General features: G+C 71.4%; 12 protein-coding genes. 10 read left to right on the top strand and 2 right to left on the bottom strand.

What is annotated here, in order from left to right; all coding sequences use genetic code 11:
• The coding region (locus ACRDSK_RS09430; protein ID WP_431439609.1) for an AMP-dependent synthetase/ligase at nt 1-902 on the top strand (902 nt) is incomplete at its 5' end.
• Here the strand turns inward: ACRDSK_RS09430 and ACRDSK_RS09425 are convergent.
• Entirely contained in the window at nt 899-1,741 is an 843-nt protein-coding gene (locus tag ACRDSK_RS09425) for an enoyl-CoA hydratase-related protein (RefSeq protein ID WP_431439608.1), read from the bottom strand. The two genes, ACRDSK_RS09430 and ACRDSK_RS09425, sit on opposite strands and share 4 nt — an antisense overlap.
• 92 nt (nt 1,742-1,833) lie before the next feature.
• On the opposite strand from ACRDSK_RS09425, the gene ACRDSK_RS09420 reads away from it, so the two are divergent.
• Together ACRDSK_RS09420 and ACRDSK_RS09415 are read left to right on the top strand one after the other, a co-directional pair.
• A complete protein-coding gene (locus tag ACRDSK_RS09420; protein ID WP_431439607.1) occupies nt 1,834-2,508 on the top strand; it encodes a M50 family metallopeptidase in 675 nt (224 codons plus the stop codon).
• Between the two features lie 21 nt (nt 2,509-2,529).
• Nucleotides 2,530-3,765 carry an aldehyde dehydrogenase family protein gene (locus ACRDSK_RS09415; protein WP_431439613.1) on the top strand — a complete coding sequence of 412 codons (1,236 nt, stop codon included), beginning with the start codon at nt 2,530-2,532 and terminating at the stop codon, nt 3,763-3,765.
• An 81-nt stretch (nt 3,766-3,846) separates the two neighbouring features.
• On the opposite strand, the gene ACRDSK_RS09410 is transcribed toward ACRDSK_RS09415, so the two are convergent.
• A complete protein-coding gene (locus ACRDSK_RS09410; protein WP_431439606.1) occupies nt 3,847-4,866 on the bottom strand; it encodes a LacI family DNA-binding transcriptional regulator in 1,020 nt (339 codons plus the stop codon).
• Between the two features lie 99 nt (nt 4,867-4,965).
• On the opposite strand from ACRDSK_RS09410, the gene ACRDSK_RS09405 reads away from it, so the two are divergent.
• The 7 genes from ACRDSK_RS09405 (at nt 4,966) to ACRDSK_RS09375 (ending at nt 14,867) form a co-directional block, all read left to right on the top strand.
• Nucleotides 4,966-5,679: a cupin domain-containing protein gene (locus tag ACRDSK_RS09405; protein ID WP_431439605.1), complete on the top strand. Its 714-nt coding sequence runs from the start codon at nt 4,966-4,968 to the stop codon at nt 5,677-5,679.
• A gap of 117 nt (nt 5,680-5,796) precedes the next feature.
• Nucleotides 5,797-9,693 carry a ThuA domain-containing protein gene (locus ACRDSK_RS09400; protein ID WP_431439604.1) on the top strand — a complete coding sequence of 1,299 codons (3,897 nt, stop codon included), beginning with the start codon at nt 5,797-5,799 and terminating at the stop codon, nt 9,691-9,693.
• Between the two features lie 9 nt (nt 9,694-9,702).
• Entirely contained in the window at nt 9,703-10,569 is an 867-nt protein-coding gene (locus ACRDSK_RS09395) for an ABC transporter permease (protein ID WP_431439603.1), read from the top strand.
• A 98-nt stretch (nt 10,570-10,667) separates the two neighbouring features.
• The gene (locus ACRDSK_RS09390) at nt 10,668-11,681 is read left to right on the top strand and encodes an ABC transporter substrate-binding protein (protein ID WP_431439602.1); all 1,014 of its coding nucleotides are present in this window, start codon (nt 10,668-10,670) and stop codon (nt 11,679-11,681) included.
• Nucleotides 11,682-11,769: 88 nt separating this feature from the next.
• A complete protein-coding gene (locus ACRDSK_RS09385; RefSeq protein ID WP_431439601.1) occupies nt 11,770-12,555 on the top strand; it encodes an ABC transporter ATP-binding protein in 786 nt (261 codons plus the stop codon).
• A gap of 15 nt (nt 12,556-12,570) precedes the next feature.
• Nucleotides 12,571-13,719 carry a Gfo/Idh/MocA family protein gene (locus tag ACRDSK_RS09380; protein WP_431439600.1) on the top strand — a complete coding sequence of 383 codons (1,149 nt, stop codon included), beginning with the start codon at nt 12,571-12,573 and terminating at the stop codon, nt 13,717-13,719.
• Entirely contained in the window at nt 13,719-14,867 is a 1,149-nt protein-coding gene (locus ACRDSK_RS09375) for a dihydrodipicolinate synthase family protein (RefSeq protein ID WP_431439599.1), read from the top strand. Before ACRDSK_RS09380 ends, ACRDSK_RS09375 begins: the two co-directional genes overlap by 1 nt.
• The last annotated feature ends 13 nt before the right edge of the window (nt 14,868-14,880 follow it).

Below are 14,880 nucleotides of genomic sequence, written 5' to 3'. Positions count from 1 at the left end.
GGGCCGAGCTGGCCGGCCGGCCGCTGCCGCCGACCCTGGCCGTCGAGCACCGGCTCGCGGAGAAGATCGTGCTGGCCAAGCTGCGGGCGAAGCTCGGGCTCGACGCGTGCCGGGCGCCGTCGTCGGGCGCGTCCGCGATCGCGCCGGAGCTCCTGGAGTTCTTCTGGGGGCTGGGCATCCGCATCTACGAGGTGTGGGGCATGTCCGAGACGGGCGGGGCGAGCACCGCGAACCTGCCCGGCCACACGCGGCTCGGCACGGTCGGGCGGGTCTTCCCCGGCATGGAGATCAAGCTGGCCGATGACGGCGAGCTGTTGACCCGCGGCCCGACGATCATGCGCGGGTACCGCAACGACCCGGAGAAGACCGCGGAGACGATCGACGCGGACGGCTGGCTGCGCACCGGCGACATCGCGGAGATCGACGCGGACGGCTACGTGAAGATCGTCGACCGCAAGAAGGAGCTGATCATCAGCGCGGCCGGCAAGAACATGTCGCCGACCAACATCGAGAACGCGGTCAAGTCGGCGACGCCACTGATCGGCCAACTGGTCGCGATCGGCGACGACCGCCCGTACGTGGCGGCGCTGGCAGTCCTCGACCCCGACGCCGCGGCCGTGTTCGCCGCCCGGCACGGGATCGCCTCGGCGTCGCCCGCGGAGCTGGTCGCGCACCCGGAGGTCCGCGCGGCCGTGCTGGCCGGGGTGAAGACGGGCAACGAGAAGCTGGCGCGGGCGGAGCAGCTGAAGCGGGTTCGCCTGGTCCCGGCCGCCTGGGAACCCGGCGGGGACGAGCTGACCCCCACGATGAAGCTGCGCCGCAAGCCGATCGCGGAGAAGTACGCCCACGAGATCGACACCCTGTTCGCCGAGACCCCGACCAACGACGTCCTCGCCGTCTAGGGGTTGCTCTTCGGGAGCCACGGGAGGAAGTCGGGCAGGTCCTTGCCGGGCTTGCCCGACCACTCCGGGTCGCGGCGCTGGAGGAACGACAGGATGCCCTCGGCGGTGTCCGGGTTCGTCATGCAGCTGGCGATCAGGCGGGAGTCCAGGCGTTGCGCCGGGTACGGCGAGTCCAGTGAGCTCATCCGGTACAGCTGCTGCCGGATCACCGCCACCGACACCGGCGCGGTCTTGACGATCAGCTCGCGCGCCAGGGTGTAGGCCGCGGGCAGCACCTCCTCCGGCTCGTGCAGTGCCGTCACCAGGCCCGCCTGGAGTGCCTCGTACGCGTCGAACACCCGGCCGCTCACCATCCAGTCAAGCGCCCGGCCCATGCCGACCAGCCGCGGCAGGAACCACGTCGACGCGCCCTCCGGGTACAGCCCGCGCCGGGAGAACACGAACCCGAACCGCGCGTCCGTCGACGCCAGTCGGAAGTCCGCCGGCAGGATGATCGTCGAGCCGGCGCCCACGGCCGCACCTCGCAGCGCGGCGATCACCGGCTTGTTCATCGCGAAGATCCGCATCGAGCAGCGCCCGGCCGGCTCGTCCCATGCCTCGTCCTGGGAGGCGGCCACGTCCAGCCCGCCGCCGGACAGGTCCGCGCCGACCGTGAAGTCCTTGCCGGCGCCGGTCAGCACGGCCACCCGCACGTCGTCGTCGCGGTCGGCGCGGTCGAACGCCTCCGCGAGCTCGTCGGCCATCCGCACGGTGTACCCGTTGCGTGCCTCGGGCCGGTTCAGGGTGACGGTCGCGATCCGGTCGGCGACCGCGTACTCGATGTGCTCATAGGCGTCCACGCCCGAGACGCTAGGCGTCGACGCGGGGCCGGCCAAGCGAGGTAACAGCGATCAGACCGTCCGTGTGATCAGCTGACCCGGTGTGGAGGGACGTGCTCGCTGGCATGGACCGGCAGCCGGAGACGATGGTGCTGGTCACGGCTGGCCTAGCCTTTGTCGTCGTGGCGCTGTCGTGGCTGTGGCGGCCGGCCCGGAACGTGATCACGATCGTGCACGAGGCGGGCCACGCGCTCGTCGCGGTGCTGGCCGGCCGGCGGCTGACCGGCATCCGACTGCACTCGGACACCTCCGGCCTGACGCTCAGCAAGGGCAAGCCGTACGGGCCGGGCATGGTCCTCACCGGGTTGTTCGGCTACATCGCGCCCTCGCTGCTGGGCCTCGCCTTCGCCGCGCTGCTGGCGGCCGGTCGGGTGACCGCGCTGCTGGTGATCTGCGCGGTGCTGCTGGTCGGCGTACTGCTCGTGGTGCGCAACTTCTTCGGGGTCTTCTCGGTCCTGGCCACCGGGGCCGTGCTGGTCGCCGTGTCGAAGTGGGCGCCGGACGAGGTCCAGGCGCCGTTCGCGCACCTGATCATGTGGTTCCTGCTGCTCGGCGGCATCCGCTCGGTCGGCGACCTGCAGCGGCTGCGCAGCCGCGGTCGGGCCCGGGACTCCGACGCCGACCAGCTCGCGCGGCTCACCGGCGCACCGGGACTGTTCTGGGTGGGCGCGTTCCTGATGATCGACCTGGGTTGCCTGGTGCTCACGGTGGGGTGGCTCGTGGTGTGAGGCAGACTGGTACCCATGTCGGTGCTCGACGTCTCACCATCCACCGTGGCCACGTGTGCCGCGGCCGCGGCCGAGGCCGCCCCGTCGCTCGCGGGTGCCGCCGACGAGGTCGTCGACGGTGCCCTGGCCGCGATGGCCGCGAACCTGGTGTCGGCTCGCCCGGCGATCCTGTCCGCGAACGCCGCCGACGTCTCCGCCGCCGAGTCCGCCGGCATGAGCCGCGGCCTGCTGGACCGGCTGCGCCTGACGGAGGCCCGCCTGGCCGCGATGGCGTCCGCGCTGGAGCTGCTCGCGTCGGCGCCGCACCCGGCACGCTCGGTCGAGCTGCGCACGCTGCCCGACGGCCTGCGCCTGGTCGAGCGCCGCCGGCCGGTGGGCGTGATCGGGGCGAACTACGAGGCACGGCCGAACGTGACGGTCGACGTGGCGTCCCAGCTGGTCAAGTCGCGCAACGCGGGCGTGCTGCGCACCGGGTCCGCGGCCCTGGGGTCGGCCACGGAGCTGGTGGCGTCGGTGGTGGCGCCCGCGCTGTCGTCGGCCGGCGTGGACCCGGCCGCGATCCAGCTGGTGCCGTCCGCGGACCGAGCGGCGGCGTCGGAGCTGGTGGCGTTGCCGGGGTTGGTGCCGCTGGTGATCCTGCGGGGGAGCGGCGAGTCGACCCGGGCGCTCGCGTTCGAAGCGGCCCGACACGGTGTGCGGACGCTGGCCCACGCGGACGGCGGCGGCGTGCTGTACCTGGACGCCGAGGCCGACCTCGAGGTCGGCGTGGACGTCATCCGCCGCAGCGTTGATCGTCTCGGCGTGTGCAACCGGCTGAACCTGCTGCTGGTCCACTCGTCGGTGTACTCGATGGCGCTGCCCCTGGTGGAGTCCGCACTGTCCGAACTGGACATCCGGCTGTCGCTGCCCCCACACGACCACGCGGTCGGCTACGAGTGGGCACTGGACGCGGAGCACGAGGCCACGGTGACGGTGCTTCCGGTCCAGTCGGCCTTGGAGGCGGCTCGAGTGTCCAATGAGGAGACCTCCGGCCTGGCGGCGTGCATCGTGACCACCTCCAGCGCCACCGCGGAGTCCTTCATGGCGGCGTACACGGGCACGGGCGTGTTCTGGAACGCGCCGACCAGGCTGCTGGACGGCGTCAAGCTGCTGGGCGTCCCGGAGACGGGCATCAACATCGACAAGGTCCCGGGGCCTCGCGGGCCGGTCACGTACCCGGACCTCTGTCTACGCCAGTACGCCGTCCTCCCCAGGTGATGGCTGGCCTGCGGGTCAGTCTCCCCAAGCCACGCGCGTGTTGAGGGTCCTCGTAGCGGCTACTGCGGCTGCCTATCTGAGTCAGTACTCCCGGGGTGGAGCCAGGGACTCGCGGTGGATGAGGGTTGCTGCCATCTCCTCTACGCGGGGCTTCGAGTCCTGTGGGTCCAGCGCCAGGGTTATCGCTCTGGCGCCTATCTCCACCAGAGGGAGGCGAACCGTCGTCAGGGCCGGGGTCACGTCCCGGGCGATGGGCATGTCGTCGAAGCCCACCACCGACACGTCCGCCGGCACGGACAGGCCTCGGGAGCGCAACACCGACATCGCGCCGATGGCCATCGAGTCGTTCAGGGCCACGATCGCCGTCAGGCGGGGGTCCGCGTCCAGCAAGGCCGAAGTCGCCGAGGCGCCGCCGTCACGGTCGAAGGACGCGTACTCGATCCGTTTGGCCGGCAGCGTCCGATGATGCGCTCGGGCCGCGCGGCGCAGGCCGGCCAGTCGGTCGGTCGTCGTGGTCAGTTGCTTCGGGGCCGCCACCACGCCGACGTGGCGGTGGCCGGCCGCGAAGACCGCCGAACCGATCAGGTAGCCGCCCTCCTCGTTCGCCGGCATCACCGCATCGCCCGCGAGCTTGTGCCGGCCCACGACCGACACCCGCCCGCCCGTCGACATGTACGCCGACAGCTTCGCGTTCAACGCCTTCGTGAACGCCTGATCGTGGTACCCCGACCCCGCCAGGATGATCGCCTCGACCTGTTGTGCCCGCAGCAGCTCGACGTACTCCAGCTCCCGGTCCGGGTCGCGGTACGAGTTGCAGATGATCACCAGCCGGCCGTGCTCGGACGCCACTCGCTGCAGGCCCCGGGTGATCTCCGCGAAGTAGGGATCCGACACGTCGTGCACGATCACGCCGACAGTCGTCCGGTGCGAGCGGGCCAGCAGCTGCGCGTGCGCGTTGGGCACGTACTGCAACTCCTGCACCGCCCGCAGCACCCGCTGACGCAGGTCGTCCGACACGATCTTGGGGCTGCCGTTCACTATCCGTGACACGGTGGCCGCCGAGACACCCGCCCGGCGGGCCACGTCGGCGAGCGTTGCCATGCCACCTCCACAGACCCGACAGCCGATTGACGCCCGGCGAAAGCGGGCCTAGCGTCAGACTACAAGGAAAGCCCTTTCCTCCACGCCGAGGTGTAACCGATGCGTGATCCACTACCCGGCGGCGTCGGTGTCTCGCGACTCTGCGTCTACGACACGCTCACTCCCGACGGCCTGCCGGGCGGCACGCCGCACATCCACCTGTGCTGCACCGAGGCCTACGTCGTCACGGGCGGTCACGGCGCGGTGCAGACACTGTCCGCCCAGGGCTTCGCCGAGCACGAGCTGCGGCCCGGCACCGTCCTGTGGTTCAGCCCGGGCACCGTCCACCGGCTCGTCAACGGCGGCGACCTCCAGATCGTCGTCGTCATGAGCAACTCCGGCCTCCCCGAGGCGGGCGACGCGGTCCTCACCTTCCCCGCGGAGATCCTCGCCGACCCCGACCGCTACTCGGCGGCGGTCGCGCTGCCCAATGGTGGCGCGCCGGGCACCGACCTCACCAGCGCCTACCGCCGCCGCGACCTCGCGATCGAGGGCTTCCACACCCTGCGCGCCGCGGTCGAGCGCGACGGCCCGAAGGCGATGGCCGGCTTCCACGCCGCGGCCGTCGCGCTGAAGCAGCCGCTGCTCGACCAGTGGCGCACCCGGTGGGAGGACGGCGCGTTCCGCGCGGCCCAGTCGACCGGAGTACAGCTCGACGCCCTGGCCCGCGGCGACTCCACACACCTGGGCGAGGCCCGCGTGACCGCACTCCCGCGGCCGACGGAGGAGGGCCGGCTCGGCATGTGCGGCCTGCTCAACACGTACGTCCCATAGCACGCTACGTGATGACCCGCTAACAGGAAAGCCCTTGCCTGATGGCGTCCAACAGCCCTACGCTGCGAGGAAAGCGCTTGCCTGGCAGCGGCGAGCGTGGCCCTGCGGGAGGATGTCGTGCACAGACGCTCGCTCATCGTCGTGTTCGTGACGGCCCTGGTGCTCGGGACGGTGCTGGCGACACCGGCACAGGCGCAGGCCAGGTTCAACGTCCTGGTCTTCTCCAAGGTCAACGGCTTCGTCCACGACTCGATCCCGGCAGGCAAGCAGGCGATCACCGAGCTGGGGGCCGAGCACGACTTCGGCGTCACCGTCTCCGACGACGCCGGCGTGTTCACAGACGAGGGGCTGGCCGGCTTCGACGCGGTCGTCTTCAACAACACCAACGGTCGCGACGGCGCCATCCTCGACGCGGCACAGCGCGCGGCCTTCGAGCGCTACGTCCGCGCCGGCGGCGGCTACACCGGCATCCACTCCGCCAGCGGCACCGAGTACGACTGGGCCTGGTACGGCGACCTGATGGGCGCCTTCTTCGAGGTCCACCCCGCGGTCCAGCCGGTGCGGATCCAGGTCGACGACCGCGTGCATCCGTCCACGAAGGACCTCCCGCAGGTCTGGGAGCGCACCGAGGAGCCCTACGACTTCGTCGCCAACCCGCGCGGCAACGTGCACGTCCTGGCGAGCTTCGACACCCGCAGCTACACCGGCCACACCATGGGCGCCGACCACCCGATCTCCTGGTGCCAGGACTTCGAGGGCGGCCGCTCCTGGTACACCGGGCTCGGCCACCACGCCGAGGCCTTCGCCGAGCCGCTGTTCCGCGGCCACCTGCTCGGCGGAATCGAGTGGGCGGCCGGCGCGGCGGCCGGCGACTGCGGGCCCACCGAGGACGAGCGCTGGGAGAAGCTCCAGCTCGACGGCAACACCGACGACCCGCTCGACATGGACATCGACGGCGCGGGCCGGGTGTTCTACGTGCAGCGCGGCGGCGCGGTCAACATGTACGACCCGCAGGCGCGCCTGACCCGGCCGCTGGCCAAGCTCGACGTGCTGGTCGAGCACACCCACGGCATGCACGGCATCGTGCTCGCCCCGGACTTCGACACGAGCCACTTCCTCTACCTGTACTACTCACCACTCGACGACCCGGTGAACCGGATCTCCCGCTTCACCTTCGACGAGGCCGCCGGCACGATCGACCTCGCCAGCGAGAAGCCGCTCATCGAGTTCGCGGCCCAGCGCCAGCTCAACGCGCACGAGGGCGGCGGCATGGACTTCGACTCGGCCGGCAACCTCTACATCGCCACCGGCGACAACTCCACGCCGTGCTGCAGCGGCTTCGGTCCCATCGACGAGCGGCCCGGCCAGGAGCCCGCCGACGCGCAGCGCTCGTCCGCCAACACCAACGATCTGCGCGGCAAGATCCTGCGCGTCCACCCCGAGCCCGACGGCACCTACACCATCCCCGAGGGCAACCTGTTCGCGCCGGGCACGGCGAAGACCCGGCCCGAGATCTACGTGATGGGCAACCGCAACCCGTACCGGCTGCACATCGACCCCGAGACCGACTGGCTGTACTGGGGCGAGGTCGGTCCGGACGCGCAGGCCGACGACCCCGCCCGCGGCTCGATGGGCTACGACGAGTTCAACCAGGCGAAGTCCGCCGGCAACTACGGCTGGCCGTACTGCATCGGCGCCAACAAGTCCTATGTGGACTACGACTTCGCGACCGGCACCTCCGGCGAGGCCTTCGACTGCGCGGGCGGCCCGACCAACGACTCGCCCAACAACACCGGACTGAGCCAGCTCCCGCCGGCCCGCGGTGCCTGGCTGCCCTACCCCTACGGCACCTCCGCGGACTGGCCGGAGCTGGGCACCGGCGGCCGGCTCGCGATCGGCGGGCCCGCCTACCACTTCGACCCGGACCTCGAGTCGGAGACCAAGCTGCCGCGGTACTACGACGACACGATCTTCGTCGCCGAGTGGACCCGCAACGCGCTGTTCGAGGTCAAGCTCGACGGCGAGGGCAACGCGGTGTCGATGAACAGGTTCCTGCCGCACGAGGAGTTCCTGCGCCCGATCGACCTGGAGTTCGGGCCGGACGGCTCGATGTACGTGATCGAGTGGGGCAGCAACTACGGCGGCTCCGGCCGCGGCGACCCGAACTTCGACTCCGGGATCTACAAGATCAACTACGTCCGGCCGGGCGAGCGGTCGCCGCAGGCGCGGGGCGCCGCCACGCCGACTTCCGGCCAGGCGCCGCTCGCGGTCGAGTTCTCCTCCGCCGGCTCGGTCGACCCGGACGAGGGCCAGGAGATCACTTTCGCGTGGGACTTCGACGGCGACGGCACCACCGACTCCACCGAGCCGAACCCGAGCCACACCTACTCCGCCAACGGCGACTTCCTCGCGCGGCTCACCGTCACCGACCCGACCGGCCGCTCCACGGTGGCCAACATTCCCGTCACCGTGGGCAACACCGCGCCGACGCTGACTCTCCAGGCACCGCTGGACGGCCAGGTCTTCGACTGGGGTGAGCAGGTGCCGTTCCAGCTCGCGGTGACCGACCCCGAGGACGGGTCCACCGCGGACGGCACGATCGACTGCCAGCAGGTGGTCACCCAGCCCGCGCTCGGCCACGCCCAGCACGGCCATCCGCTGGAGCAGTACCGCGGCTGCTCGGGTGCCATCGAGACGATCATCGACGACGGCCACGGGCCCAACGACAACATCTTCTACATCGTCGACTCGGCCTACACCGACCGCGGCGGCAACGGCGTCGCGCGCCTGGAGGGCGGCGACTCGGCGATCCTGCAGCCGCGGCACAAGGAGGCCGACCACTTCACCAGCTCGTCCGGGGTGGAGCTGGAGCCGAACTCCGAGGGCGGCGGCGCGGCGCTCGTCGGCCACATCTCCGACGGCGACTGGGTGAGCTACGAGCCGATCAACCTCGCGAACGTGCCGGCCGTCCGGTTCCGAGTGGCGAGCGCGGGTGCGGGCGGCACGCTCGAGCTCCGCCAGGGCGCGCCGGACGGCCCGGTGCTCGGCAGCGTCGAGGTGCCGGTCACCGGCGGCTGGGAGACCTGGACCGAGGTCACCGCGAACGTCGCCGACCCGGGCGTGAGCCACGAGCTGTACCTGGTGGCCCGCAACCCGGGCGCGACCGGCGACCTGTTCAACCTCGACTGGCTGGAGTTCGTGGCCCCGGCCGAGGTGTCGAACCTGACCGTGCCGACCCCGATGGCCGCCGGCGAGCAGGCCGCCGCGACGGTGGACCTCGCCAACCGGACCGCCGAGCCGGTGCGCGCCACGGTCGAGCTGGACGTGCCGCCGGGGTGGACGACCGAGCCGGTGGACGCGACGGCGAACGCGGGCGAGACCGTCCAGGTCCGGGTGCCGCTGACCGCGCCGGCCGACGGCGTGGCGACCGGGCCGGTGGCCGAGGTGGACATCGCCGCGCACGCGACGGGGGCGGACGGGCACGTCAGCGGGCATCCCAGCGCGCACACCTACCTCACCCCGCCCGTGGCCGACGCGGTCTTCGCGCTCGACGCCGGCGCCGCGAACAGCCCGCTGCAGGCCGGTTACCAGCGGCTCGACCCCGCGACCGGGTACGTCGAGACGACCGGGTTCGGCTGGAGCGCGAACGCCGCGCTCGAGTCGCGCGACCGCGGCACGCCGGACGCGCTGCGCCGGGACATGGTGACCTCACGGCAGGACGCGACGCTGCGGTTGCGGATTCCCGCGGGAGCCCACACGGTGTCCCTGTTGCGCGGCGACGCGCAGTACGCCGCGCAGCCACTCGTGGTCACGGTGGACGGTGAACGGGTCGTGGCCGGCGGCGTGGAGCTGGGCGCCAACCGCTGGGGCTGGGACCAGTTCACTGTGGACGGTGGAACGGAGGGCCGCACCGTTGATCTCACGTTCGGCATCGACGTCGACCAGTACTGGCGGGTCAACGCGATCATCGTGGCCGGTCCCGTGGCCGGCAACATGGCGAAGGCGGCGTCGTAGGTGTCGGCCATGGTGACCTCGAACGACACGCCGGCGGCGACCACCCCGCCGGCACCGGCGCGGACACCGAGGCGGCTCGACCTCGGCGGGCGGCTGCTGCGGTTGGGCGAGGCGCTGTGGCGGCCCGCGATCCTGCTGGGCGCGGTCTTCGTGGTCTGGTGGATCGCCGCCGAGCAGGAGTGGGTCGCGCCCTATCTCGTGCCGCACCCGGTCGACGTGTGGGACAAGATCGTGAGCGACTGGAGCTCGCTCATGCACCACTCGTACGTGACCCTGTACGAGACGGTCATCGGGTTCGTCCTGGCCAGCATCCTCGGCCTGGGTACCGCGGTGCTGATCGCGTACTCGCGCACGATGGACAAGGCGCTGTACCCGATCGTCCTGTTCGCGCAGGTGATTCCCAAGATCGCGATCGCGCCGCTGCTCGTGGTGTGGTTCGGCAACGGGCTCACCCCGAAGATCATTCTCGCGGTGCTGATCGCGTTCTTCCCCGTTGTCGTCTCCGGCGTGGCCGGGCTGCGCTCGACCGACCCGGAGCTGCTGGAGCTGTCGGCCACGATGGGCGCGAGCCGCTGGAAGACCTTCCGCAAGATCCGGTTCCCCAACGCGCTGCCGCACCTGATGGCCGGCGAGAAGGTCGCCGTCACGCTCGCGGTCGTCGGCGCGGTGGTCGGCGAGTTCGTCGGCGCCAGCGAGGGCCTGGGCTACATCCTCCTGCTGGCCAACGGAAACCTCGACGCCGCGCTGCTGTTCGCCGCGCTGATCCTCATGTCGCTCATCGGAATCCTGCTGTTCGTGGTGGTGGAGGCGGCCGAGGCGCTGCTCATCCCGTGGCACGCCAGCCGCCGCTCCGCCACCCCGCTGACCACGTCATAGAGGCACGTCATGAAAGAGGGCCTGTCATGAAACTTCGAGACATGTTCAAAACAGGTCTGCGTCTGAACACAAGGCTGCTGAACAGGAGTGTTTCGAACATGCCTCGACTACTCCCCGGAATAGCCGCGCTGCTGCTGGTCGCCTCCTGCGCGCCGAGCACGAGCTCCGACGACGGCTCGGAAGGCGGTGGTGGTGCCGGCGACAAGGTGACGCTGACGCTCAACTGGGTGCCCTACGGCGAGCACGCGCCGTTCTACTACGGCGTCCAGGAGGGCTTCTACTCCGACGAGGGCATCGACCTGGAGATCAAGCCGGGCAACGGGTCCGCGACCGTGATCAAGCAGGTCGCGCAGGACCAGACGACGTTCGGCTGGGCGGACACCCCGCCGCTGCTCAACGGGGTCGGATCGGGCATGCCGGTGAAGAGCGTCGGCGTGTTCCTGCAGAAGGGCCCGGCGTCCCTGGAGTTCCTGTCCGACCAGAAGATCACCAAGCCGCAGGACCTCAAGGGCAAGACGGTCGGCGGCACCCCGGGCGACGCGATGTACGCGACGTTTCCCGCCTGGCTCAAGGCCAACGGCATGGCCGCGAGCGACGTGAAGATCGTGAACATGGACCCGGCCAACAAGATCGCCCAGCTCGCCGAGGGCCAGGTCGACGCGATCATGGGCTTCTTCCACGACCAGGGCCCGACGATCGAGGCGAAGACCGGCAAGAAGGTCGACTACCTGCTCTACGCGGACTCGGGGCTGAACATGCTCGGCACCGGCATCGTCGTCAACGACAAGACGCTGTCCGAGCAGAAGGACATGGTGACCCGGTTCGTCCGCGCCACGCAGAAGTCGTGGGCCGAGGCGGCCAAGGACGTTCCCGGTGCGGCGAAGGCGATGGCCGGCATGGCGGAGAACGAGCCGCCCGAGGAGGTGCTCGTCAAGCAGCTCACGCTCGCGCAGCCGTTGCTGCAGCTGGACACCGCGGGCCAGCCGGGCGTGAACACCGAGGAGCAGTGGCAGGACACCATCGACCTGATGACGCAGTACGCCGACCTCGCCGAGGCGGGCGCGCCGCCGGAGTACTGGGACGGCTCGCACGCGAAAGCCGCGGGCTCCTGATGACCCCGCGCCGCGACGCCTGGAAGGCGTCCTTCAGGGCGCTGAGTGTCTGGAAGGCGTCCTTCCTGGCCCTGCCGCGGGGGTGCGCGTGACCGGCACCCTGACCGACACGGCGGTCGACATCGCGGACCTGACCGTCCGCTTCCAGTCGAAGCGGTCGGCCACCACGGCGCTCACCGACGTCACCATGCGGGTCGAGGCGGGCGAGTTCGTCACCATCGTCGGCCCGTCCGGGTGCGGGAAGTCCACGCTGCTCAAGGTGATCGCCGGGCTGGTGAAGCCGACGACCGGCTCGGTCAGCCTGCTCGGCTCCCCGGTGACCCGTCCGCAGCAGAACATCGGCTTCGCGTTCCAGCGGGCCGCGCTGCTGGAGTGGCGCGGGGTGCGCAAGAACATCCTGCTGCAGGCGGAGATGCGTGGCATGGCCCGGGCCGAGGCGGCGGTCCGGGCGGACGAGCTCATCGAGCTGACCGGGTTGGGTGGGTTCGAGAAGGCGCTGCCGCACGAGCTGTCCGGTGGCATGCAGCAGCGGGTCGCGCTGTGTCGCGCGCTGCTGCACTCGCCGCCGGTGCTGCTGATGGACGAGCCGTTCGGCGCGCTCGACGCGCTGACCCGGGAGGGGCTCAACGCCGAGCTGAACCGGATCTGGCGGGAGACCGGCACGACGATCCTCCTGGTCACCCACTCGATCGCGGAGGCCGTGTTCCTCGGCACTCGGGTGGAGGTGATGAGCCCGCGCCCGGGCCGGCTCGTGCGAACGCTGCCCGTGGAGCTGCCGGCGGAGCGAGACTACGCACAGGTGATGACCGATCCCGGGTTCGGCACGCTCACCCGCGAGATCCGCCAGTTGCTGGGCTCCCAGGAGAGCCACTAGTCGGAGGAGACACCTATGACCCGACGGTCTGTCGGCATCCTGCTCAACGGGGTGACCGGGCGCATGGGCTACCGCCAGCACCTGGTCCGCTCGTTGCTGGCCATCAGAGCCGACGGCGGCCTGCCGCTGTCCGACGGCACGCTGCTGTGGCCCGAGCCGGTGCTGGTCGGCCGCAACGAGCGCAAGCTCGCGGACATCGCGGAGCGGCACGGGTTGTCGGACTGGACGACCGACCTGCACGCGGCCCTGGCCCGCGACGACGTGTCGGTCTACTTCGACTCGCTCACCACGCAGCGCCGGGAGAAGGCCGTCTCCGCGGCGATCGAGGCGGGCAAGCACGTGTACTCGGAGAAGCCGCTCGCGATGGACCACGCCGGGGCGCTCGCGCTGACCCGCGCCGCCGCGGCGGCGGGAGTATGCAACGGGGTCGTGTCGGACAAGATCTTCCTGCCGGGACTGCGGAAGCTGAAGCGGCTGGTGGACGGCGGCTTCTTCGGCCGGGTGCTGTCAGTGCGCTGCGAGTTCGGCTACTGGGTGTTCGAGGGGGACTGGCAGCCGGCGCAGCGGCCGTCGTGGAACTACCGGCGCGAGGACGGCGGCGGCATGGCGCTGGACATGTTCCCGCACTGGAACTACGTGCTGGAGCACCTGTTCGGCCGGGTCCGCGCGGTGCAGGCGATGATCACCACGCACGTCCCGCGGCGGTGGGACGAGGAGGGCGCCGAGTACGCGGCCACCGCCGACGACGCCGCGTACGCGATCTTCGAGCTCGACGGCGGCGTGGTCGCCCAGTTCAACTCGTCGTGGTGCGTGCGGGTCTACCGCGACGACCTCGTCCAGTTCCAAGTGGACGGCACACACGGCAGTGCGGTCGCCGGCCTGCGGCACTGCCGGGCGCAGTCGCGGGCGGTGACGCCCAAGCCGGTGTGGGACCCGGACCTGCCGCCGGGCGTCGACCAGCGCGGGGACTGGGCCGAGGTGCCGGACAACGAGGCGTTCGACAACGGGTTCCGCGTGCAGTGGGAGGCGTTCCTGCGGCACGTGGCGACCGGCGATCCGTTCCCGTGGGACTTCGCCTCGGCGGCTCGCGGGGTGCGGCTCGCCGAGGTGGGCATGCGGGCCGCGCGGGAGGGGCGCCGGCTCGAGATCCCGGAGCCGGGCTGATGTCCGACTCCGTTGTTCTCCCTGATGGTGAGCGGTACGTCGTGCGGGGCGCGCACGTCTCGCCCGGGTCGGCGCCGGCGCAGTCGCGGGTGGCGTACGCGGCCGCGCACGTGGTGGCGGATCCGTTGGCGGACAACGGACCCGGGGCGCCGGCGGCGCTCGACTGGGACGCGACGCTGGCGTTTCGGCACCACCTGTGGCGGCATGGGCTGGGCGTGGCCGAGGCGATGGACACCGCCCAGCGCGGGATGGGCCTGGACTATCCGGCGGTGCGCTCGCTGGTCCAGCGGAGCGCCGCGGAGGCCGCCTCGGTGGGCGGGCGGATCGTCGCCGGGGTCGCAACCGACCAGCTGCCGCCCGGCCCGGCCACGCTGTCCGCGGTGCTGGACGCGTACCGGGAGCAGCTCGCCGACGTGGTGTCGGCCGGCGCGGTGCCGGTGCTGATGTGTTCGCGGCACCTCGCGGCCGCCGCCGCCGGGCCGGAGGACTACCTGTCCGTGTACTCGACGCTGTTGTCCGAAGTGGACTCTCCGGTCCTGCTGCACTGGCTCGGCGCCGTGTTCGACCCGGCGCTTGAGGGATACTGGGGCTCGGCGTCGGTGGCGGAGGCCGCCGAGACCGTGCTGGCCCTGCTGAAGGATCACTCGTCCACTGTGGACGGCATCAAGATTTCTTTGCTGGACGCGGACTTCGAGGTCGCGCTGCGCCGCCGGCTGCCGGCCGGGGTGGCGATGTACACCGGCGACGACTTCGCCTACCCGTCGCTCATCGCGGGCGACTCGCAGGGCTACTCCGACGCGCTGCTGGGCGTGTTCGCGGCGATCGCGCCGGTGGCCGGGCGGGCGCTGGCGATGCTGGACTCCGGTGACACGGCCGGCTTCCGGGCGCTGCTCGACCCGACCGTGCCGCTGGCCCGGCACCTGTTCGACGCGCCGACCCAGTACTACAAGACGGGGATCGTGTTCCTGTCCTGGCTCGCCGGCCACCAGGACCACTTCACGATGGTCGGCGGCCTGCAGTCCGGCCGCTCGCCGGCGCACCTCGGCCGGCTGCTGGTGCTGGCGGACGAGGCCGGGCTGCTGCCATCCCCCTCGCTCGCGGCCGCCCGAGCCCGCGCGTTCTTCGCGGTTTGCGGGGTCGACCAGTGAGCGGAGCTTGCGG

This window comes from Actinophytocola sp., from assembly GCF_050699915.1.
Taxonomy (GTDB): domain Bacteria; phylum Actinomycetota; class Actinomycetes; order Mycobacteriales; family Pseudonocardiaceae; genus Actinophytocola.
The sequence above is the reverse complement of the archived record's forward strand: the minus strand, read 5'-3'. Positions and strand labels throughout refer to the sequence as shown.

Excerpts from the sequence above, each read along its gene's own strand:
- ACRDSK_RS09375 (WP_431439599.1), top strand. The coding sequence starts at position 13,719 with ATGTCCGACTCCGTTGTTCTCCCTGATGGTGAGCGGTACGTCGTGCGG.
- ACRDSK_RS09405 (WP_431439605.1), top strand. The coding sequence starts at position 4,966 with ATGCGTGATCCACTACCCGGCGGCGTCGGTGTCTCGCGACTCTGCGTC.
- ACRDSK_RS09395 (WP_431439603.1), top strand. The coding sequence starts at position 9,703 with ATGGTGACCTCGAACGACACGCCGGCGGCGACCACCCCGCCGGCACCG.
- ACRDSK_RS09410 (WP_431439606.1), bottom strand. The coding sequence starts at position 4,866 with ATGGCAACGCTCGCCGACGTGGCCCGCCGGGCGGGTGTCTCGGCGGCC.
- ACRDSK_RS09380 (WP_431439600.1), top strand. The coding sequence starts at position 12,571 with ATGACCCGACGGTCTGTCGGCATCCTGCTCAACGGGGTGACCGGGCGC.
- ACRDSK_RS09390 (WP_431439602.1), top strand. The coding sequence starts at position 10,668 with ATGCCTCGACTACTCCCCGGAATAGCCGCGCTGCTGCTGGTCGCCTCC.